The 20,885-nt window shown below is 60.5% G+C and carries 19 protein-coding genes and 1 tRNA gene; 13 read left to right on the top strand and 7 right to left on the bottom strand.

Features of this window, described 5'->3' with window-relative positions:
* The first annotated feature begins 41 nt into the window (after nt 1–41).
* The 4 genes from ROSERS_RS20135 to vapC all read left to right on the top strand — a co-directional run bounded on the left by ROSERS_RS20135 (nt 42) and on the right by vapC (nt 5,638).
* Nucleotides 42–2,387, top strand: a complete 2,346-nt coding sequence (locus ROSERS_RS20135; protein WP_049767548.1) for a glycosyltransferase family 39 protein — start codon at nt 42–44, stop codon at nt 2,385–2,387.
* Complete coding sequence (locus ROSERS_RS20130) at nt 2,384–4,561, top strand: tetratricopeptide repeat protein (RefSeq protein WP_011958600.1); 2,178 nt, start codon at nt 2,384–2,386, stop codon at nt 4,559–4,561. Before ROSERS_RS20135 ends, ROSERS_RS20130 begins: the two co-directional genes overlap by 4 nt.
* 442 nt (nt 4,562–5,003) lie before the next feature.
* Entirely contained in the window at nt 5,004–5,237 is a 234-nt protein-coding gene (vapB, locus tag ROSERS_RS20125; protein WP_011958599.1) for a type II toxin-antitoxin system antitoxin VapB, read from the top strand.
* Nucleotides 5,234–5,638, top strand: coding sequence for a type II toxin-antitoxin system tRNA(fMet)-specific endonuclease VapC (gene vapC / locus ROSERS_RS20120; protein ID WP_011958598.1), 405 nt, complete (start codon nt 5,234–5,236; stop codon nt 5,636–5,638). Before vapB ends, vapC begins: the two co-directional genes overlap by 4 nt.
* Before the next feature lie 393 nt (nt 5,639–6,031).
* Here the strand turns inward: vapC and ROSERS_RS20115 are convergent, their stop codons facing one another.
* Both ROSERS_RS20115 and ROSERS_RS20110 read right to left on the bottom strand, forming a co-directional pair.
* Nucleotides 6,032–6,376 carry a hypothetical protein gene (locus ROSERS_RS20115; RefSeq protein WP_011958597.1) on the bottom strand — a complete coding sequence of 115 codons (345 nt, stop codon included), beginning with the start codon at nt 6,374–6,376 and terminating at the stop codon, nt 6,032–6,034.
* Nucleotides 6,373–7,002 (bottom strand): hypothetical protein, encoded by a 630-nt coding sequence (locus tag ROSERS_RS20110; protein ID WP_157041168.1) that lies wholly within the window; start codon nt 7,000–7,002, stop codon nt 6,373–6,375. The genes ROSERS_RS20115 and ROSERS_RS20110 overlap by 4 nt, the downstream gene beginning before the upstream one ends.
* 202 nt (nt 7,003–7,204) lie before the next feature.
* On the opposite strand from ROSERS_RS20110, the gene thrH reads away from it, so the two are divergent.
* From thrH to ROSERS_RS20080, 6 genes are all read left to right on the top strand, one after another.
* Complete coding sequence (gene thrH, locus ROSERS_RS20105) at nt 7,205–7,822, top strand: bifunctional phosphoserine phosphatase/homoserine phosphotransferase ThrH (protein ID WP_011958595.1); 618 nt, start codon at nt 7,205–7,207, stop codon at nt 7,820–7,822.
* 152 nt (nt 7,823–7,974) lie between these two features.
* Nucleotides 7,975–8,910 (top strand): glycosyltransferase family 2 protein, encoded by a 936-nt coding sequence (locus ROSERS_RS20100; protein ID WP_011958594.1) that lies wholly within the window; start codon nt 7,975–7,977, stop codon nt 8,908–8,910.
* The gene (locus ROSERS_RS20095) at nt 8,907–9,902 is read left to right on the top strand and encodes a lysylphosphatidylglycerol synthase transmembrane domain-containing protein (protein ID WP_011958593.1); all 996 of its coding nucleotides are present in this window, start codon (nt 8,907–8,909) and stop codon (nt 9,900–9,902) included. The genes ROSERS_RS20100 and ROSERS_RS20095 overlap by 4 nt, the downstream gene beginning before the upstream one ends.
* Nucleotides 9,903–10,010: 108 nt before the next feature.
* On the top strand, nt 10,011–10,457 hold the full coding sequence (locus tag ROSERS_RS20090) for a FixH family protein (RefSeq protein WP_011958592.1): 447 nt from the start codon (nt 10,011–10,013) through the stop codon (nt 10,455–10,457).
* 22 nt (nt 10,458–10,479) lie between these two features.
* Entirely contained in the window at nt 10,480–11,469 is a 990-nt protein-coding gene (locus tag ROSERS_RS20085) for a Gfo/Idh/MocA family protein (RefSeq protein ID WP_011958591.1), read from the top strand.
* Between the two features lie 20 nt (nt 11,470–11,489).
* Nucleotides 11,490–12,476: an aldo/keto reductase gene (locus tag ROSERS_RS20080; RefSeq protein WP_011958590.1), complete on the top strand. Its 987-nt coding sequence runs from the start codon at nt 11,490–11,492 to the stop codon at nt 12,474–12,476.
* 183 nt (nt 12,477–12,659) lie between these two features.
* Here ROSERS_RS20080 and ROSERS_RS20075 read toward each other — a convergent pair whose 3' ends face one another.
* A complete protein-coding gene (locus tag ROSERS_RS20075) occupies nt 12,660–14,780 on the bottom strand; it encodes an MGH1-like glycoside hydrolase domain-containing protein (protein ID WP_198136327.1) in 2,121 nt (706 codons plus the stop codon).
* A 753-nt stretch (nt 14,781–15,533) separates the two neighbouring features.
* Nucleotides 15,534–16,022, bottom strand: coding sequence for a zinc ribbon domain-containing protein (locus ROSERS_RS20070; RefSeq protein ID WP_011958588.1), 489 nt, complete (start codon nt 16,020–16,022; stop codon nt 15,534–15,536).
* Between the two features lie 111 nt (nt 16,023–16,133).
* On the opposite strand from ROSERS_RS20070, the gene rlmD reads away from it, so the two are divergent.
* Both rlmD and ROSERS_RS20060 read left to right on the top strand, forming a co-directional pair.
* Nucleotides 16,134–17,357 carry a 23S rRNA (uracil(1939)-C(5))-methyltransferase RlmD gene (gene rlmD / locus ROSERS_RS20065; RefSeq protein ID WP_011958587.1) on the top strand — a complete coding sequence of 408 codons (1,224 nt, stop codon included), beginning with the start codon at nt 16,134–16,136 and terminating at the stop codon, nt 17,355–17,357.
* A 142-nt stretch (nt 17,358–17,499) separates the two neighbouring features.
* Nucleotides 17,500–18,975, top strand: coding sequence for a serine/threonine-protein kinase (locus ROSERS_RS20060; RefSeq protein WP_041335875.1), 1,476 nt, complete (start codon nt 17,500–17,502; stop codon nt 18,973–18,975).
* Nucleotides 18,976–19,066: 91 nt separating this feature from the next.
* On the opposite strand, the gene ROSERS_RS20055 is transcribed toward ROSERS_RS20060, so the two are convergent.
* Complete coding sequence (locus ROSERS_RS20055) at nt 19,067–19,252, bottom strand: hypothetical protein (RefSeq protein WP_041334164.1); 186 nt, start codon at nt 19,250–19,252, stop codon at nt 19,067–19,069.
* Between the two features lie 62 nt (nt 19,253–19,314).
* Here ROSERS_RS20055 and ROSERS_RS20050 point away from each other — a divergent pair, with 62 nt between their 5' ends.
* Nucleotides 19,315–19,785 carry a zinc ribbon domain-containing protein gene (locus ROSERS_RS20050; protein ID WP_011958584.1) on the top strand — a complete coding sequence of 157 codons (471 nt, stop codon included), beginning with the start codon at nt 19,315–19,317 and terminating at the stop codon, nt 19,783–19,785.
* A 12-nt stretch (nt 19,786–19,797) separates the two neighbouring features.
* On the opposite strand, the gene ROSERS_RS20045 is transcribed toward ROSERS_RS20050, so the two are convergent.
* The gene (locus ROSERS_RS20045; RefSeq protein WP_041335872.1) at nt 19,798–20,226 is read right to left on the bottom strand and encodes a hypothetical protein; all 429 of its coding nucleotides are present in this window, start codon (nt 20,224–20,226) and stop codon (nt 19,798–19,800) included.
* A gap of 535 nt (nt 20,227–20,761) precedes the next feature.
* Nucleotides 20,762–20,836: transfer RNA gene (locus ROSERS_RS20040), tRNA-Cys, on the bottom strand.
* Between the last annotated feature and the right edge of the window lie 49 nt (nt 20,837–20,885).

The raw sequence follows: 20,885 nt of genomic DNA, 5'->3' as shown, positions 1-20,885 counted from the left end.
TGCGTCAGTATATGAGAACCGCAGCAGGCGGTAAGACGGCTATGCAATCATTGGCTGCCCTGATGTGGGCAGTGCGCGCGATTGCGGCATCGCTGGCGGGCATGGCGCTGGTGATGATCCTTTGCCAGATACCGGTTACACATCATATCGATGTTGGACGGTTCGATGCTGCGTATGTGCGTGGATTTTATGATCCGGAGCGTCTCGATCTGCCGCAGGCGCGCGCCTACCTGCATGGCTCTGACGGCAGTGCACGCTGGACACGCGCCGAGTCCTATCTGTTGTTGCCGCAGGCGGGTCTTCCTGCGGAGGTGACGATCCGTTTGCGCGGGTGGCGCGCTGGTGGTACGCTGCCAGACTTCGCTATTCTGGTCGATGGGCATGAGATGTACGCTGGCGCAACCACCGGTGAGTGGCAGGAGGTTCGGATCCCACTCCGCCGTGTGTCGCTGAAGCCGGAAGATGTGCTGATTACCGTTCGGTCGGATGTGGCGCCGATAAGCGCTGGCGATCCGCGCCTGGCTGGCGTACTTGTTGATACAGTAGTCTATCGCACTGCTCAACCTCCGTTGCAGCCGTACCCGGCGCAGATGGCGTGGGGGGCGCTTGCCGGGGGATTGCTCTTTCTGGCGCTGACGGGGGTGCGTGGCGGTGGAACGGTTCGATGGCTGCGCTTCGTTGCCCCGTTGCGCGCCTGGCTTGTCGGTATGCTCCTGATCGGGGTGCTGTATCTGTTCTTCTATCGGTTGCAACTGGCGTATCCCTATCCACTGCGCGGCTTGCTGCCTGGAGTCTGCGCTCTGCTTGGCGCAATTGTGACATTGCGGTACAGTCCGGCGCTTGCCGCGCGCCTGCCCGTGCTGCCGGATGTTCTGGCAGTGAGTGGCATTGCCGTGTGGACGATGGCAGTCCTGCTGGCGGCGCAGGATCACGTCACCCTGTCGGTTCCAGGGGTCGAGAAAGATTTTCGCGTCTTTGCGACGCGCGCCGTCGATCTGGCGCTGGTTCTGCGTGCCGATGGCTTCTACAACCTGGGGTACCCGTTTCTGATCTGGCTGTTCGCGCCGCTGACCGCTGGGAATCCGTTTCTCGCGGCGCGGTTGATCGCTGCGCTCGCGGGGATGCTTATGCTCGGCGCAACGTGGTGGCTGGCGCGTTGTCTGCTGGGGCGCGGTCCGGCGCTGGCTGCGCTCGTGGTGCTGGGGCTGAACCCGTTTGTGGTGCAATATGCGCTGTATGTCGGCAGCGATATGCCCTTCGCCGCACTCTGCACGCTGGCGCTGGCGCTACTGGCGAGTCACCGGATACGGGGGAGTCTCTGGCTGGCTGCGCTCGCCGGGGGTGTTGCCGGTTGCGCGTTTCTGGTGCGACACCCCGGCATTCTGCTGCTGCCCTTCGGCGTGTTCGCCTTGCTGTGGATGCGGCGCGAGGCGCGAGAGGCGAGAGGCAAACCTTCAACCTTCCACGCCCTTGTTTTTGCTTTCGCCTTTTCGATTGCTGCCGCGCCGCAGGTGGTCGTCAACCTGCGCGACACAGGTCACCCGCTCTACAATCAGCAGGCGAAGAATGTCTGGCTGGCGGTCTACGGCGACAGTGACTGGGGGCGCTGGAATGAGGTGAGCAATGATGTATCGCTCACCGACGTCATCCTGGAGGATCCTGGTCGCTTTGTCGGCGCGTGGTGGACGCATCTGCGCGCATTCATCGGCAGCGGCGCCGAGACCGCCGATGACGCTGGTCGGGCGTCACAGTTGCGCCTGCTGGCGTTCCCGGCGAACTGGCTGGCGGTGATCGGACTCGCCGGCTGGCTGGTAATACTCGTCTATCATGGGAGGAAGGCGCTCTTCCGGTCACACGGCGTTGAGGAATTTCCGCCAGCGTTGCCACTGTTCGCCATTCCACTCCTCATATGGGTGACGCTGCACACCCTTGCGCTGGCCGTTGGTCTGCCGTTGCAGCGTTTCTTCCTGCCGCTCGCGCCGGTCTATGCGGTTGCCGCAGCCTGGACGCTGCTCATAACCGTCCGTGCGCTGGCGCGTCAGCGGGCGCTGACCCCAGTGCGGCTTCAGATCGGCGTGATTCTGATCCTGTTGCTGGTCTTGCAGTCCGGCTTCGCTCTCGGTGTGCGCGACGTGATCGACCGGCAACCCGCCGATGAGGTGGCAGCGGTGCGACTGGTGCAACAAACGTTGCCGCCGGAAGAGTCGTTGCGTGTTGTGCTGGCGCCGGGCGATCCGGTCGGAAAGTACTCTGCGATTGCCCATCGCGTTGCGCCGCCGGATCGGGCGACGCGCTATCTGCTGCACAGCGCCGAAGCCGGAGCGATCCCTGATGGTGCGGTGATAGCAATTGCCGGTAAATATGCCCTCGTACAGGTCAGACCATGAAATGGCATCAGATAGTGGCGCGGCGTTTCGATCCACGCGCCTGGATGATAACCCGCGAGTTAACCAATATGGCGGGATCACGTGTATCGCCGATCACAGCGACATACGCGACTCTGGCGCTCCTTGTCGTTGCGAGTATTGCTCTCCGCCTGTGGTTCATCAGCGTCAACCCGCTCGATCCGCGTTACTCCAATGCCGACGATGGCGATTACTACCGTCGCGCGCTCCGATTCGCCGTGACGGGTGCATATGTTGATGATGCCTGGCTCATCCGCCCGCCGCTGCATGTCTTCTTTTTTGCGTTCTGGCTACGGGTGGCGTTGATCCTGGGCGTTCCGCAACTCGGACTGTTGTTCATTCAACTGGCGCAGACGGCGCTGGCGGCGGTTATGACGCTCATTGGGTTCGGGCTGGCGCGACGGTTGTTTGCCAGTATGCGTGCAGGATTGTTGTTTGCCGGCTTTCTGGCGCTCTGGTATCCGCTGATCGAACAGACGACCGTGCTGTTCAGCGAACATCTGTATCTGTTTTTCTTCCTGCTTCACCTGTGGTTGCTGGTGCGCTACGACCAGGAGGAGCGACTGCGTGATCTGGCGCTGGCGGGCGCTGCGCTCGGCGCTGCGGCGCTGACACGCTCACCGGCGCTGTACGCCGTCGTGTTCGTGGTGGGATGGCTGGTCGTCCGCGCGGCGACGTCCGGCGCGGCGTCGCGCTGGCAGGCGACGAAAGGGGCGCTGAAACCGGCGCTGCTCGTCGTGGCGGCGTGTCTGGCGATAGTTGCACCGTGGACGGCGCGCAACTACCTGACCTACGGACATCTGATCCCGGTCGATACGCTGGGGCAGATCAATCTGTGGCTCGATCTGGATGATATGGCGCGCCGGAATGCGAATATCGATACGCTGCAACTTCTGCCGCAGTCGGAGCGCCACATCTACGCTCTCGAACGCGCGCGCGAAATCCTGGCTGCGGATCCGCTGCGTCCGTTTCGCTCGATGTGGGACACCTTCCGTCACATCTGGAAAGCGCAGTTCATCGAGGATTACTTCGTCAAGCGAGGTTTTTTCACCCGACCGCTGCGTGAAACAGCGCCTCTTGGTCTAATCGGTGATCTCATGTGGCTGGCATGTACCGTTACCGGATTTGTCGGGCTGGCAGGGCGTGTGCGTGAGGGGATTCATTTCCGGCTCTTTTTCCTGGCATGGATCGGCTATTCGTTGCTGACCGTGCTCATCTTCCATGTCGAACCACGGTATCTGTTGCCGCTGTGGATGATGATTGCTCTGTACGGCGCCGGCATGCTCGGGGCGCCGTGGAATAGGGTGCGATGGACGCCGCACCTTGCAGTGCAGGTCGTTGTGGTTGCAGCATTCTTCTGGTTGCTGCTGACCTACCGCGATTACCCGGCGATTATCGCCAGCGGCATCGCGCGCGAACGTGCCATGATCACCGGCATGTCCGCCTACCGGTCGGGTGACTATAGCGCTGCCGAACGCGCATTTCGCGTTGCGCTCACCGCTCAGCCAAACTTTGTCGATGCTCAGGTGCATCTGGCGCTGGCGCTGAAGGCACAGGGGCGTTATGAAGAGGCGCTGGCCAGCTTGCAGCGTAAAAGTTCACGGCGTGCTGAACTGGTTTTCGGCGTGCTGTTGCGCGAAATCGGTATTCCGATGCAGGCGGCGCCCATCCTGACCTATATCGAAATGACGGCAGGAGAGGCTATTCAGCAGTGGGCGCTGGAGTGGCTCCGTCCGCCGCCGGTGGATATCCTGGTAGTCGGAAATGGTCTCGACATAGGATACCTTGCCGGTTTCTCCCCTGCCGAGCAGGGCGCAATCGGCGGTTTTCGCTGGCTCGAAGGGCAGGGGGTTCTCGTTCTGCCGCTGGCGGAACCGCTGCGTGACGACGCGGTTCTGCTTCTCTCAATGACCGGCGGCGAAGCGGAGGCGACAACGCCGCTGACCGTGCGCATCGGAGATGGCGCCGCCTGGAGTGTACCGGTGGTGCGCGGGGAGTGGCGTCGGTATCATCTGCTCGTGCCATCGGAGCACGTGACGGATCAACGGATTGTGATCGAACTGAGCGCGCCGACCTTCGTTCCGGCGCGGCTCGATCCGGCGAGCAACGATGCGCGCGCGCTGAGTCTGCGACTCTCACGGGTGCAGGTGCGCTAACACGCAGGCAGGATGGTGGATCCCTCTCAAGAGTTGTTGGGAGAGAAGCGGCTTTCTACATTCCTGTACGTTTTTGCCCCTCATCCCCCCAACCCCCTTCTCCCACAAGGGGAGAAGGGGGAGTCTGGGCATCCTGAAGCCCAAAACGAGAGAAAGAACGCAGGGGCTCCCCAAAAAACCGACCCCTGTGAGCTTCTCCCACAAGGAGAGAAGGGGGAGTCTGGGCGTCCTGAAGCCCAAAACGAGAGAAGGAACGCAGGGGCTCCCTAAAAAACCTACCTCTATAAGATAAGCGGGTGGGTCCTGACGCGGTTCGCCCAGCGCCGTGCCATAACGGGCGTATGGATGTGAGGAATGTAGGAGATGATCATCTGCATAGATTGCGACAGGTCAAGAGTTAGTGTATACTGAGAATATATACTTGCACAGTGAGGTACAGTCAATGGACACCGCCAGGATTTTCCGGAATGGTCAGAGCCAGGCCATCCGTCTGCCGAAAGAGTATCGGTTCCGCGGCGACAGAGTCTATCTCAAGCGCATGGGCAATGCAGTCGTGCTTCTTCCCGAGTACGACTCATGGCAAACGCTCATCGAGAGTCTGTCCATGTTCTCCGACGACTTTATGGCTGAACGCGATCAGCCTCCCATCCAGGTACGTGAACATCTGTTTGAATGAAATATCTGCTGGACACAAACATCTGTATCCTGCTTATTCGACAAAAGTCGCAGGCCGTCTTACAGAGACTTACACGGCTGCCCCTGACCGATGTGGCCGTCTCAGCGATTACAGTCGCTGAACTCCGGTATGGCGTTGCGAAGAGCAGATATGTTGCCCAAAACCAACAGGCGCTTGATTACTTTCTGTTGCCCTTGACGATCTTGCCTTTTGATGAGAAGTCTGCGATGACCTATGGAGAGATACGCGCCTTTCTTGAAGCGCAAGGAACACCGATAGGCGCGATTGATACCTTGCTCGCGGCTCAGGCGGTCAGCTGCAGGCTCATTCTGGTGACCAACAATGTGCGGGAATTCGCGCGTGTGCCGGGGTTGACGGTCGAGGATTGGTCACAGCCGTGATACGGAAAACCCGACGGCACAGGTTGTGGCGGAGCGCTGATCGCAAGAGTGTTCTTCAAACACATATGGAGGAAACTCTATGAGCCTTACTTCATTTCTGGAGAGAAAGGATGTCAGGGATCGGTTTCGTCAAGAATTCGCCATGCCCGGAATGAAAGTGAAAAGGGAACTGCTTGCCCCTCCTCTCTCGAACCGCTACTCCCTGGTAGGGACCGCTTTCGATTATCTGGTCCGCTTTTATGTGGAAAGACTGAATCCTCATGCCATAACCAGAAGATGGATTGCTGAGCAGGTCTTGCTCGACCTTTCGTGGATGCCAATCTGGAGACACAATAGCCAGAGCGATACGACGGTCTATGGTTTTTCATGGATGCCGCAGGAAGACTATACACATCACGCAGGAACCGGCGTGTCGTCTGCCGCAACGACCGGCGTATGCGCCAGCACGTCGAGATACCACCACCATTCCCCCGGCGGCGCACCTTCGTGCTGACGCCACACTTCCAGATCAGCGATGCGCTGGATCGACGCGTAGAAATGACGCGCCTGCAACGCCAGAACGCGATCCGCAGCTGCGAGACGACGACGTTGCTCTACGGTGAGAAGTTGCTCACGATCAGCTTGCGCAATCTCGCTTCGCTTCAGGAGCATGTCCAGCAACTCCATGCCGCTTGCCTCAGGGAATCGCACATCGGTTTCGTAAGCCGTCAGTAGGCGTTCAATTTCCTCATGAATCATCGTAGAATCTCTTCCAATACGCCTGTTTCCTGGAATTGTGGTCGCATAAGATAGCGCTCAGGGCGATCAATCACAAAAGCGCTTTCCAGTGAACCACTCTCATCGAGCATGACCAGCCAGTGCTCACCACCGATGACGCTCACGACCGTTGGATAGGCGCGTTGGTCGTGCCAGTAGACGAATACACGCGCTTGAGGATCGTGCACAATCGTCGTGATGATCTGTTCATAGGCTGCCAGTGTTGCGTTCGCGGGTAACTGCCGACGAGCCTTGCGTTTCACCAGGTGTTGTGCTGCGCTGTCGTGTCGCCATCGAATCCCGGACTGTACACTCTTGATAGCACGTTTGACGAGGGAGCGCATGTCGTTCATGAAAACCTCACTTTTCAGTATACCATAGCCGACTGCCAGAACAATCTCTGGAACATTCGGCTCACAGAAGAGCACTGAAATCCGGCAAAGCCTGTGTATGCAGCAGCGTATCATCGCAATCCCATCCTTTTCGCGCCAATGTGCGCCGTGCAGCATTCGGTCTTCGCCATGTAGTCCCCCGCCAGCGGGCTTGTAGGGGTAGGTTTTTTGAAGCTCCTGCGTGCCATCTCCCGTTTCAGGCATCAGGACGCCCAAACTCCCCCTTCTCCCCTTGTGGGAGAAGGGGGCAGGGGGGATGAGGGGCAAAAGCACAGCAATGTGGTCATTCTTAATCTTCATCCACCGCGGCGCCACAGAAGGGGATCACCCTGCCAATCATCGGCTTCTCCTGTCATTCTGACGCCGACGCGCGCAGGTCATGGTACAATCCTGTGTGTCTCACGTATCACGAGGTGATATGACGCAACCAACTATTCTCACCACCGATCTGGAAGGCGTCCTGGTTCCAGAGATCTGGATCGCGGTCGCCGAGCGAACCGGCATCGAACGACTGCGGTTGACAACGCGCGACATTCCCGATTACGACGAGTTGATGCGCGGGCGGCTGGCAATCCTGCGCGAGCATCGCCTGACGCTGGCGGATATTCAGCGCGTCATCGGCGCCATCGACCCGTTGCCCGGCGCAGTCGAGGCGCTGGGGCAGTTGCGTCAGCAGGTGCAGGTGATCATCCTTTCGGATACGTACTATGAATTTGCCATGCCGTTGATGGCGAAACTTGGCTGGCCGACGCTCTTCTGCCATTCGCTCGATGTTGACGACCAGGGTATGATCACCGCCTACCGCCTGCGTATGCCGGACAGCAAGACGGCTGCGGTGCGCGCGCTGCGCGATATTCATTTTCGGGTGCTGGCGGTCGGCGATTCGTACAACGATGTTGGCATGCTGGCAGCGGCAGATGCAGGCGCGCTCTTCGATCCGCCGCAGAATGTCGTCGCTGATTTTCCGCACTTCCCGGTGCTGCGTGGCTACGATGACCTTCTGGCGTTCGTCGAGCGGGAAACAGAGAGGGAGTAGTGAGAGCGCATGTGCGGATCGAGTATAAGCGCTCAAAAGGCATGCGCAGGATGTGTCGCTCAATCGATCAGGTGAAGCATGCGGATGCTGCGCAACCTGCAACCTGCAAACCTGCAACCCTTAAACCTGCAACCTTCAAACTTTCAACCGCTATGACTGCTGAGCTGCTCTCAATTCCCGATACCGATGCGGAACCCGACGCCCCGCGCCACTGGCCCTTCAGCATCAGCGTCGTCATTCCGGCGTTCAACGAAGGTCCGCGGGTCGGAAGCGTCGTGCGCGCAGTGCGTGCGCAGGTTCCCGATGCGGAGATCATCGTCGTCGATGATGCGTCGTCCGACGATACGGCGGCGCAGGCGGCTTCAGCCGGGGCGCGGGTCATCAGCCGACCGCACAACCTGGGCAATGGCGCAGGGGTGCGCACCGGCATTCGCGCAGCGAGCGGCGATGTTGTGATTGTGATCGATGCCGATGGGCAGCACAACCCGGCCGATATTCCACGGTTGCTGCGCCACCTTGATCGGTACGATATGGTGATCGCCACACGACCCGACCGGGACAGTCACGAGAACCTGGTGCGCTGGTTTGGCAACAGCGTCCTGAATGCGCTTGGCACCTATCTTTCTGGCTTTCCGATGCGGGATCTGACGTCGGGGTTTCGCGCGATGCGGCGTGAGGTGATGCTGGAGTTTCTGCACCTGTTGCCGAATACATTCGGCTGGCCCATGACGAGTGCGATGGCATTTGCCAAAGCGGGGTATCACATCCGCTTCGAGCCGGTGATGATGAACAAACGCCAGGGTGGACGCAGCAGCCAGAAATTGTTCAAAAACGGCGTGCGCAATATTCTCATCATGCTGCGCATGGTCTCGATGTTTGCGCCGCTGCGCGTCTACTTTCCGGTGGCGCTGGCAATGTTTGCGCTGAGCCTTCTCTCGTTCGCCATCAGTTATTTCATCACCGACATCGGGCGTTTCCGTGTGCCCAACTCTTCTGTCGGGCTGTTCGTCGGCGCGATCGTCGTTTTCATGTTCGGCTTGCTGGCTGAGCAGATTGCCGGGCTTCGTTTTCAACGGCGCGACCTGTGAAACACTCCCTCCGCTGGCTGCTTCGTCTGATCGGTCCTGCGCTCCTGATCTTCTTCCTCTGGCGCAGCGACCCGGCTGCGCTGGTTGCGGCGCTGGTCGGTATCGATCCCGGTCCGGCGATCCTCTCGCTGGCGCTGATGCCCGTGTTCATCTGGGTCAAAGCATGGCGCTGGAGTATCATCGTGCGTGAGCAGGGGCACACGCCGCCGTCGCTGAACGATCTGGCGGCGCTGTACGCAATCGGGTTATACGCTGGCGGCATCACGCCCGGTCAGTCGGGCGATTTCATCAAAGCCTGGTATCTGCGCGAACGCGGCGTGCCGCTGGCGCCCGGTCTGCTGAGCATCCTGCTCGACCGCCTGTTTGATTTTGTGATCTGGGCAGTGATGGCAGTGCTGAGCCTGGCGGCGTTCATCGATGTTTTTCCTGCTGAAACGCGCGGCGTCGTGCAACTGGCGACCGTCGGCTTTGCGGCTGCGGTGTTGATCGCCACGCCAGGATTGATGGCGCGGGCGCCGCGCGAGTGGGCGCTGGGTCTGGCGATCCCGCTGGCGCCCGCGCGGTTGCGTGCGGCGCTCGAACGCCTGCGCGACCAGTTCGCGCCGCTCAGTCTGCGCTTCACGCCGCTGTTGCTGCTCCTGATCAGCACGATTGGTTCGGCAACTTCGACATTCGTGCGGATCTACCTGATGTATCTGGCGCTGCGGCTGGGTGATATTCCGCTGCTCGAAATCCTGGCAGCCACCGGGTTGATCGCCATTCTCCAGGCGCTGCCGATCAGTTTTGCAGGCGTCGGGGTGCGTGATGCCGTGTTGATCGCCATGCTGCAGCGCCATGGACACGCTGCGGAGATCGCGCTGAGCCTGTCAGCGTTGTTCCTGCTCATCAATATCCAGCACATTCTGATCGGATTCCTGGTCTCGCTGCGCTATCCGCTCGGTGAAGCGCCATCGGACGTGACGAAAACCGGTGGAGGCGATGTTGAAGGTTGAAGGTTGGAAGGTTGAAGGTTGAAGGTTGAAGGTTGTAACGTTGAAGGTTGAAGGTTGGAAGGTTGGAAGGTTGAAGGTTGGAAGGTTGAAGGTTCAACATACAGAGACATGAAATCGCCGCACCACGTCACGCCAGTTCATGCCGGATGCGTCTTCTGGCTTGCATTCTGGCGGGCATCCGCACGTGCGATCATCTTCATCGCCCTTGCTGCCTGTGGCGCCGCGCCGACCATCGTCGAGCATCGTGTGGTCGATGGGTTGACGATCTCGCTCGAACGACCGGCGCAACCGATTGCACTGCGCGACTATGCGTTCGTGGCGACGATTACCGACGCTGGCGATCAACCGGTCGAAGCGACGCTGGTCTATTTCGATTTTACGATGCCGCAGATGGAAATGGGGGTGCATCAGCCCATCGCCGACCGGCTTGGTCCCGGAAAATACGGGGTTCGCACATTGTATTCGATGGAAGGAGACTGGCGCATTACGGTAGTTGCCACGATTGACGGGCGCGATATACGCGCGTGGTTCGATCATCCAGTGCTTCCGCCATAACATCCAGGAAAGAAGGAATCGTATGACCCACCAACCCGTTCGCTGGGGCATTCTCAGCACAGGACGTATTGCAGGCGTGTTCGCCGAGGCGCTCCAGTCTATCGATGACGCGCACCTGGTTGCAGTCGGGTCGCGCAGCGCCGATAGCGCCGCCGCCTTTGGCGACCGCTTCGATGTTCCGCGCCGCTACGCATCGTATGAGGAACTCGCCGCCGATCCCGATGTTGACATTATCTATAATGCGACGCCGCACGCGCTGCACTATGAGAACTGTTTGCTCTGCCTGAACCACGGAAAAGCGGTGCTGTGCGAGAAACCGTTTACAATCAACGCGCGCCAGGCGGCTGAGGTCGTTGCTGTTGCCCGTGAACGCGGCTTGTTTCTCATGGAGGCGATGTGGACGCGCTTTCTGCCAGCAATCGTGCGGTTGCGAGAATTGCTGGCGCAGGGCGTGATCGGCGAGGTGCGCATGATCGCTTCCGACTTTGGCTTTCGCGCCGGCGTCGATCCGCAGAGCCGCCTGTTCGATCCGGCGCTCGGCGGCGGGAGTCTGCTTGATGTGGGAGTCTATACCGTTTCACTGGCATCGATGGTGCTGGGTGGTGAACCGGAGCGTCTGGCGACTCTCGCCGATCTCGGATCTACCGGCGTCGATGAGCAGGCGGCGATGATCCTGGGGTACAGCGGTGGGCGGATGGCAGTGCTGTGGAGCGCCATTCGCACCGAGACGCCGCACGAGACGACAATCATGGGAACCGGAGGCATGATCCGCATTCATCCGCAGTGGTGGCGCGCCACCTCGCTGACGGTGCATCGCAGCGGGCAGGGTGACGAGGCGATCCATCTCCCCTTTAACGGGAATGGCTATCAGTTCGAGGCGCTGGAAGCCATGCGCTGCCTGCGCGCCGGTCTCAGTGAGAGCCAGGTCATGCCGCTCGACGAAACGCTTGGAATCATGCGCACAATGGATGCCATCCGCGCACAGTGGGGACTGAAGTATCCAATGGAATAGGACCACAGAGGAGCACGACAATGCTGTACGGCCACGTTCCTGGCATCGATAAACCGGTGTCGCGCCTGGTTCAGGGATCGGTCATGGTCTCGACGCGCGATCTGGAAGGGAGTTTCCGGTTGCTCGACGCCATCTTCGCTCTGGGATGCAATACGTTCGACACCGCGCATGTGTACGGGCAGGGAGACAATGAGCGTGCAATGGGGCGCTGGGTGCATGAACGCGGTATTCGTGATCAGGTGGTGATCATCGGTAAGGGCGCCCACCACAACGCCGATCGCAAACGGGTCACCCCGTTCGACATCACTGCCGATCTGTTCGACTCACTGGCGCGCTTCAAGTTCGATTACATCGATCTCTATCTGCTGCACCGCGACGATCCATCGGTTCCGGTCGGTCCAATTGTCGAGGTGCTGAACGAGCACCTGGCTGCCGGTCGTATTCGAGCGTTCGGCGGGTCGAACTGGAGCCATCGACGCATTGCGGAAGCCAACGAGTATGCTGCGGCTCACGGTTTGACGCCGTTCGTCGCCAGCAGCCCGAATTTCAGTCTGGCGGAGCAGTACCGTGAACCGTGGGAGGGATGCATCAGCATCAGCGGACCGCAGAACGAAGAAGCGCGCGCCTGGTACGCGGAACAGCGCATGCCGCTCTTCACCTGGTCGAGTCTGGCAGGCGGGTTCTTTTCAGGTCGTCTGCGACGCGACAATCTTGACACCTTCGAGGATTATCTCGACAAACTCGCGGTCTATTCCTACGCTGGCGAAGAGAACTTTCGCCGTCTGGAGCGCGTGCAGCACCTGGCTGAAGAGAAAGGGTTGAGCATCCCGCAGATCGCGCTGGCCTACGTTATGAGCCAGCCGCTCGACATCTATGCGCTGGTTGGATGCCGCACGCCAGAGGAATTCGCCGCCAACCTGGTTGCGCTGGAAGTGCGTCTGACGCCGGAGGAGTGCGCCTGGCTCGATCTGCGACTGGAGGAGCGAGGGGGCGTGGTTGAGAATTGAAGCATGATCCGTCGGGTGCGCGGGCGTCCCGCCTGCCTGGGTGCGCGGGCATTCCGCCTGCCTGGGTGCGCGGGCGTCCCGCCTGCCTGGGTGCGCGGGCATTCCGCCTGCCTGCCCGCTCAAGGAAGACCGGCGCCACGCTGTTCGATGCCCTGGATGGGCGGGGATCGGCGAGGCGCCGGTTCAGTGCTGGAGGTTCAACGCTTCCCACGAGAATATCGCCGCTGCTCCCCATGAAACATCGGTGCGCTGTTCGTTGGCAATGACGACGGCGTGATCGGGGTGTGCTTCGATATGCAGACAGATCGGCGTGCCGCGCCAGTGCAGGCGCACCCCGTACATACGCCCGGCGAAGCGCCAGGCAGGCGGCAGGTTCGGACGCACAACGAGCCGTTCGCGCTCCGGGGTGATGCCGATCAACACGTGGAGCAACAGGTGAGTGGTGAATGCCCCCCATCCATATCCTTCGCCGCCGCAACGCCCATCGGGGGGCCAGTATTCACACGCTATCCCCGGCAGCGTGCGGTCGGGATGCGCCTGGTGCGCGTCCCAAAACGTGTAGGCGCGGTCAATGACAGCTGCGGCAAGTCCGGCGGCGTGATCGTTCAACCCGACGCGCAATGCTGCCTCGATTGCTGTCCAGGCAAACATGGGCCATGTCAGCGTGGCAGGATCGATCTGCTCGATCTCCTGGCGCAGCGCCTCCCCCCGCCCCGGTCGGGCAACACCCAGCGCAACCGGCGCCAGCAACATCACATCGTTCACCGTGGTCGGTTTTCCGGAACGTGTATCAAAATCGGCGTACCGGTTGAGATCATCCTGCCACAAGGCATCGGTGCGCGCCACATACTCCTCACCCAGCGCCAGCCATTCGTGGGAATCGGCGGCGCGTCCAAGGTCGCGCGCAATGTCGCTCATCACCAGACAGGCGTGGGCAAAAGCAGCCTGGAGATCGACCGGGCGCACGTGGCGCACCGGGTGCCCGCCGCCAAGCGGTTGATCCCCAAAACGCGGCGAGTCGTCCTGCCCCGATTCCCAACTGCACGCATAGACCAGCCAGCCATCCGGGTCGCGTCGGTTTTCCAGCCACCAGTGCAGGTAGGCGGTCAGCGCAGGATAGAGAGTTGCCAGCCACTCGCGGTTGGGATGCAGGCTGGCAAGCCAGTCGATGACCAGCCAGGGGTAGCCCCATTCAGGGGCAGTGCCGCACACGGTTCCATCGGCGGCAACCATATTGTAACTGCCATCTTCGCGTGAGCAGGGTACGTTTGGTTCAGGAGCATCAACGAATGTGCCCAACAAAAGGTGTTGCGCCAGCGACGGATCGGCATAGGCAAGCAGGAGCGCATCGATTGCCGCTTCGGCAAGCACCACGCGCGGCGCCTGGATCTGCATGGCGTCCCAGATATGGCGATAGATGCCGGCGGGCGCGCGCACCATCATCCGCAGCGTCTCCAGGTCGTACACCAACCCGCGCCGCCAGTGGGGGAACCAGTCGCCTTCCAGGATCGGTGCGCGCGCCCAGAACGCATCATCCTCCGCCTGCTTGCGCGCGCGATCCGCTGCCGCTGTGCGTCGGACGGCGCGCTGCCGGTGTTGCGCCATACGCAACGTCTTGCCCCGCGTCATATACAGGTCGAGTTGTTCACATGGCATTCCGAACCCAAGGGTGGCGAAGAGCGCGACGGTGTCACCCCGCCGACCGGTGACCGTCACGAAGCCCTCGCCCGGCAGTCCAGGCGCCTGTGACGATGCCCAGACAGCTGCCTGCGCTGGATCGGTTGTGATGCCGAGATCGGTGAAGGGGCGCGTTGCATGCACCACAAACGCCTCACCATCCTCGAAACTCTGCACCACCAGGTCGCCATCGACAATCCGCCCAACCAGCCCGGACTCGCCCCATTCGCCGCAGGCAGCGATGGTGCGCGTATACTCGACGATCACTGCAAGGCGCGCTTCGCCCTGAATGGTTGCCGAAGCGCACAGGGCATGTTCACCGACCAGGTGGAAGGTCGCGTGAAGGGTCGCGCCGCCGTGGGAAAGATCGAGAGAAAAAAGGTTCATCGAGTGGTACGGACTGGAAACCACATCGAACTCGCTCAATTCGAGCGCCCCACCCAGCGCAAAGCGAAAGCCAGCGCGGTAGGTTTCGCGCCGACCGCCATACATGCCAGCATGCGCCGGGTAATGCCAGCGAAAGCCTGCACCATGCGAGCGCAGCACACCTCGCGGCGAAAGATTGCGCGTATGCGTTGGAGTATTCAGATAGCCATGCGGCGTGTAGTCATCGATTGGGAATGGCATGGCGAAAGTATAGCACAAGGATTGACAAACGCTCCACTGTATGGCACTGTGGGATCGTTCGGTCTCCCGGTTCGTGGCGAGGCAAGATGACGTCCCTTCACAATCCCGGTGCGCGGGCGTCTCGCCGGTGCGCGGGCATCTTGCCCGCAGGCAGCAGGGTGACCGGGTACGGGAGCGAGGGCATAGTGCGCGGGCGTCTCGCCGGTGCGCAGGCATCTTGCCCGCAGGCAGCAGGGTGACCAGGTACGGGAGTGAGGGCATAGTGCGCGGGCGTCTCGCCGGTGCGCAGGCATCTTGCCCGCAGGCAGCAGGGTGACCGGGTACGGGAGCGAGGGCATGGTGCGCGGGCGTCTCGCCGGTGCGCGGGCATCTTGCCCGCAGGCAGCAGTGCGACAGATTACAGGAGTGAGGGCATAGTGCGCGGGTGTCTCGCCGGTGCGCGGGCATCTTGCCCGCAGGCAGCAGGGTGACCGGGTACGGGAGCGAGGGCATTTTGAAGATTGAGAACTATAGTAGTTCTCACAGAGGTTGAACCCAATGGACGAGGTTAAACACTCCCGGAATCGCGCCCCCCATGCGGCGCCCGAAATGAATTTCAGTCTACATTCCGCCAGCAGCGGGCGCCTCGCGCAACACGACGGATAGGAACAACGGTCAATAGGGTTCTACCAGATTTGATATATGCGCGGTACAACGACCTTTTTGCAGGAAACGCAGATGACCGTCTCACGAACGCAGGGAGACTGAAAAAGGTTACCAGAGGCGAGGTCGGCGCTTCTTGAACAACGATGCCGCAATGAGTGCGATAATGAGGGGCGCCCAGAACAGTCTGCGGCTGAAGAAAAATCCGACGGCGACCGCCAGGGCTGCGGCTGCAACCATTCTGCGTACCGCGATGCTGCGCAAGACGCTGAGCAACAGTCCAACAACGCCAACAGCGATGATAATGAACGTCATGAATCGCGGGAGCGAGACCATCGCTACCGCAGCGGTGATCAGCAGCAGCGGAATCATCAGGTCGTCGTACCATTCGGTCTGCGACGGCGTCGGCGGCTGCGGTGCAGGAACAGGGACAGGCGCAGAGTCAGAAGGGCGCGCTGGCAGTTGCACCGTCGGTCCGGTCGCAGGCGGCGCCTGCTCGATGACCAGGTTGTCAATTGGCGCGCCGCAATCAATGCAGTACCGGGCGTCAGCAGGGACGCTGGCACGGCAATGCGGACAAACAACGGTTGTTTCGGTCATGGGTTTGTCCCTTTCAGGCGTCCGACGCGCAGATGTGTGCCACATATCGCTTCTGTTATGATACGCATGCGGTGCGCGTAAAGTTGCAATACTTCACTTTCGTGCATAACAATGAGCATATCGAACAAACTTTTTCGGCGACAGATGATTGAAGCGGTACGGTCGGGAGCGCCAGTTTTGCCGCGTTGCTTGCACGCCCCGCCGACCGGTCAGTGTGGCGGATGCGCATTCCAGGATCGTGAGTATCCGGTGCAGGTGGCAGCAAAGCGCACGGCGCTTCGTCATCTCTGGGAAGGCGATCTACCGGAAACGCTCCTCACCACGCTTGATGTCGTCGCTTCGCCCAATCCCTTCGCTTATCGCACGCGCATGGACTTTGTGGCGAGCAAGGAACGTTTTGGTCTGCGACGCAGCGGCAGGTTCAACTATATTATCGACCTGAAGGAATGCCATCTCATACCGGCGCGCGCATTCGCTGCCGCGCGCGCAATGTACGATCACGCGATGCGTCTGGGTTTGCCCGACTACGACCTGCGCGCGCATGCCGGTTTTCTGCGGTACGTGGCAGTGCGGCGCAGCCCTGACGACGAAGTGCTGCTGGCGCTGATCACTGCCGCTCCCGACGAGGCGGGGACGTATGCCGGGAAGGTGGAACAGGTGGCGCAGGCGGCGCTCGAGTACGATGGCGTGGTCGGCGTTCACTGGTTGATCAACCCCACCCGTACTGATATATCGTTTGGGGAAACGGCGCGTTTCTGGGGGCGCGCAACGTTGCCGATGCGTGTGGGGGCGCATACGCTCGACATCGGACCGAACACCTTCTTTCAGAATAATGTCTGGTTGCTTATGCCCCTGCTCGAGGCGGTGCGTGATGCGGTTGCCGGGGAAGGCGAACGTGCGCGTGCGCTTGCCGATCTGTATGGCGGGGTTGGCACAATAGCGCTGTTTGTCGCCGATCTTGCCGATCAGATTGTCTGTGTCGAATCGGTTGAGGAAAGTGTGCGTCTGGCGCGAGAAAACATTGCGCGCGCCGGCTTTGAGCATATCGCCATTGTTAAGGCGGATGTCGCCGATGCGCTCCGCGAACGAACACGGGGCGCGTTCGATATCGTTATCGCCGATCCGCCGCGCACCGGTTTGGGTCCCGACGTATGCCGCGAATTGCTGCGGCTGCGCCCGCAACGCATTGTGTATATCTCGTGCAACCCGCTCACCCAGCGCGACGATGTGCGTATGCTGACGGAGGCGTATCGCCTGACATCGCTGCGAGGGTACGATATGTTTCCCCATACGCCGCATCTCGAGTCGCTGGCAGTACTGGACGTTATCCGCTGATCGCCACTTCTCAATCCCCGCAACTCTTACCCGCTCTGGTGCGTAGTACGTAACGGATAGATCAGTTGCCGTTTCCGCGCAGGTGTGCTACCCTACCAGTGAGGCGCCAATGATGCCTGTCGCATCCAGTGCAGGTCCGCCTATGACCGACGTACAGCAGATCCTCTGCCCCAAGTGTCACAAGCCGAACCTCCGTCGCGCCCGGTTCTGCCAGCATTGCGGTCACGATGTTATTTTGAACAACGCCGGACCGCGCTATTACATCACGCGCGTCATCAAAGAAGGCGGGCAGGGGGCGGTCTTCGAGGCAATCGGTGATGATGGGCGCATCTATGCGATCAAGCAGATGCTTGATCGGTTCACCGATCCACGTGAACGTGACGAGGCGATTGCGCGCTTCGAGGCGGAGGCGAAAATACTGGAGCGCCTGCGGCATCCGCGTATTCCGCGTGTCTATGCCGATTTCAAAGACGAAGGGTATCACTACCTGGCGATGGACTTCGTGCGCGGATCCGACCTTGAAGACATCATCCGGCGCGAGCGGTACATTCCCGAAGAGCGTGCGCTGCAATGGGCGGATCAGATCTGCGATGTGCTGGAGTATCTCCATCAACAGAAGCCGCCAATTATCTTCCGCGACATGAAACCGTCGAACATCATGATCGAGCCGGATGGCAACGTCAAACTGATCGATTTCGGCATCGCTAAAGTGCTTCAGCCATCGCAGCGCGGCACCCAGATCGGCACGCCCGGCTACGCGCCGCCAGAACAGTACCAGGGCATTGCCACTCCGGAGTCGGACATCTTTTCGCTCGGCGCTACGTTGCACCACATGCTTACCGGGCGCGATCCGCGCGACGAGCCACCCTTTTCGTTCCCGCCGGTCTATGCCCTGCGCCCCAATATCTCGAAGCGCACATCCGACGCAATCCAGAAAGCGTTGCAGATGAAACCGGAGGAGCGCTACAAAAGCGTGGCGGAGTTTCGGCGCGCGCTGTTGCCGGAACGCGCGCCAGCGCAGGTGCGGGTCGTACCGGCGACTCAGGCGATCCCGGCACAGGTGGCTGCGTCGGCGCCATCCCAACCGGTCGCAACAACCGCCGCGCCTTCCGGTTCGGTTGCGCCATCGTCGAAGCGCGTGACCCCCGTTGTTCCGCCGCCGCCAGCATCCGTTCCTGCGGCGAAGCCGGGCGCTCAACCGCAAGCGCCGCCGAAGGCGCGTCGCTCACGTGGTTTCGGAAATGTTGTGTTTGTCCTTATCGTTCTTGCACTGCTGACGGCGACGTTGGCGCTGGCGTTTCCCAACCTTACGATGCGGGTTCTTCAGAGTATTCCCGCGCTGGCGACACCGACGCCTCAGCGCCTGATCCAGCAACCCTTCACCGTCGAAAACATCGAGGTGATCGTTCCGCCAGGCGGTGATGTCCGGCAGGCATTCGTCGCCGCGTATACGCGCATCGTGCAGGAACAGTTCGGTCCGGAAGCGCGCATCCACACAAGTGTGCCGTTATCGTACATTGGCGGTGAACCGGTGAAGATTGGCGAGGATGCCAATGGGGTCAAGTATCGTGCCTCGGTGACCGGGTTCGTCCTGGTTCCGGCGCCGACCACGCCGTAGCCAGCAACCTTCGCGCATACAGGTTACCGGTGCGCGAGGCATACGCCGGTTGCAGCGGCTGGTTATCAGGGAAACACAGCGCGTTCGTGCGCTATCGTTTGCGCTCAACGATATTGATGGCGATCGCGGCGACGATCGCGGCGATCAGGACAATGATCAGGGCGATCGTGACGACGCTCCAACCGGTTTGCCAGGCATTCACGAAGAGCGCGCTCAGCGCAACGATGCCAATGCCAATGCACCCGCGCGTCACGCGTCGTTCAGGCTGATCGGACATGGAACCTCGTTTGTGACAATCACGCTTCCTGCTATGATACAGGATGCATCGGGAGGAAGACAATGGGTTTTCTGGATGAACTGAGCCGCAAGCTTGCCGAAGGGGTTGATCGCGCCAGGTTCGAAGCCGAAAAGTTCCAACGCGTCACTGCCATTCAGGGTGAGATCAGCACGCTGCGGCGACAGATCGATGGCAAGCGATTGGAGTTTGGTGATCGGGCGCTCGAACTGTTCAAAGCTGGCGCCATCCAGTCGCCAACGCTGGCGACAATTCTGCGAGAGATCGAAGCATTGCAGGCCAGCCTGACATTGAAAGAAGAAGAGTTGCGTCATGTTCAGGGACAGGTTTTTATCGAGCCGACGACAACACGCGCGCAGAACGTTCCGATAAGCGTCGAACCGCCCCGTCCGCCAGCGCCGGCGCCGCCGCCGCCAGCGCCGCCCGTTGCCGGGAGCAAAACCTGCCCTTCGTGCGGCTTCCAGATGCCGCAGACCGCCGTCTTTTGCCCGAACTGCGGTCTGCGGATTGGGTGAACCGTAAGCGTTTTACCGACGTGTCAATGCGCGTGTGTCATTATCGGGCAACCAGTGGATGGTGACATCATCGCGCGCATCCCACTCATCGTCAGGATGGTCGTCTTCTTCGTCGGGATGAATGACAATCGGACCCTGGTTGTACACCCATGCTATCAGGTCATCGATCGAGTACCATCCGGCGCGGTATGACTCCTGATCGACCGGATTGAGCCAGAACTTGATCTCACCGTCCATCCACTGCCAGCGTTCAAGCGAGCGCCATTCGCGGTGATGCTCGGCGAGGATGGCTTTTGTTTCCTCGAAGAGACGCAACAGTTCGGGCAGCGTTAACCCTTTCGTGCGCCGCTTCAGCAGAATGCGGCGATTAATGGCATCGCGCAGACGTTCGAGTTCCGGAACATCGAGCGCGTCCAGGTCGATATCGATGGGCGTTCCCATAGCGATGCGTCCTTTCCAGGAGCGGTCGCGCACTTCGCGTTTATCGGCGCCATGCATCATTGCGAGACGACATCCGCCCTTCTCATGTTGTGGCAGATGCCTGCCACAACGGTTGATATACCACTGGCGCGTGGGTCGCTTCCCGGCGAACCCACCCTCATGATAGCAGGGATTGTTACCACCAACGTGAACGATTGTGTGACAGTATATTCACAATTCGATGATATCCTGTCATCGAGCCAGTGCATGCCTCATACTACGCAATGACCGGAAGAGCTGGATGGTACAATGTTGTCGGTCATCAGGCACGCTGGAGCCGTCGCGCTCCCGTTGCGCGAGTCTCCCGGCTTCGTGGCAGTCGATTTAAGTTACGCCTGGCAAGGGACAACCGGAAAATCTCCAGGCAGGTTATGCCACTGCCTGGCGTTGCAGCGTCGTCGCCTTCGTGCGCTCTTGCAGGTGTACGGCGCACGTTCTGTGTGCTGGCGGAATGAGCGTGGGCTGACAGGTTCTTTGCCAGCGCCACGCAGAATGATGGAGGCGACGACCGGATTCGAACCGGTGAATGGGGGTTTTGCAGACCCCTGCCTTACCACTTGGCTACGTCGCCGTCTATGCCGATTCTAGCATAGCCGACGTTTGCTGTCAAAGGGTTGGTC

This window comes from Roseiflexus sp. RS-1 (genome assembly GCF_000016665.1).
GTDB lineage: Bacteria > Chloroflexota > Chloroflexia > Chloroflexales > Roseiflexaceae > Roseiflexus.
The sequence above is the reverse complement of the archived record's forward strand: the minus strand, read 5'-3'. Positions and strand labels throughout refer to the sequence as shown.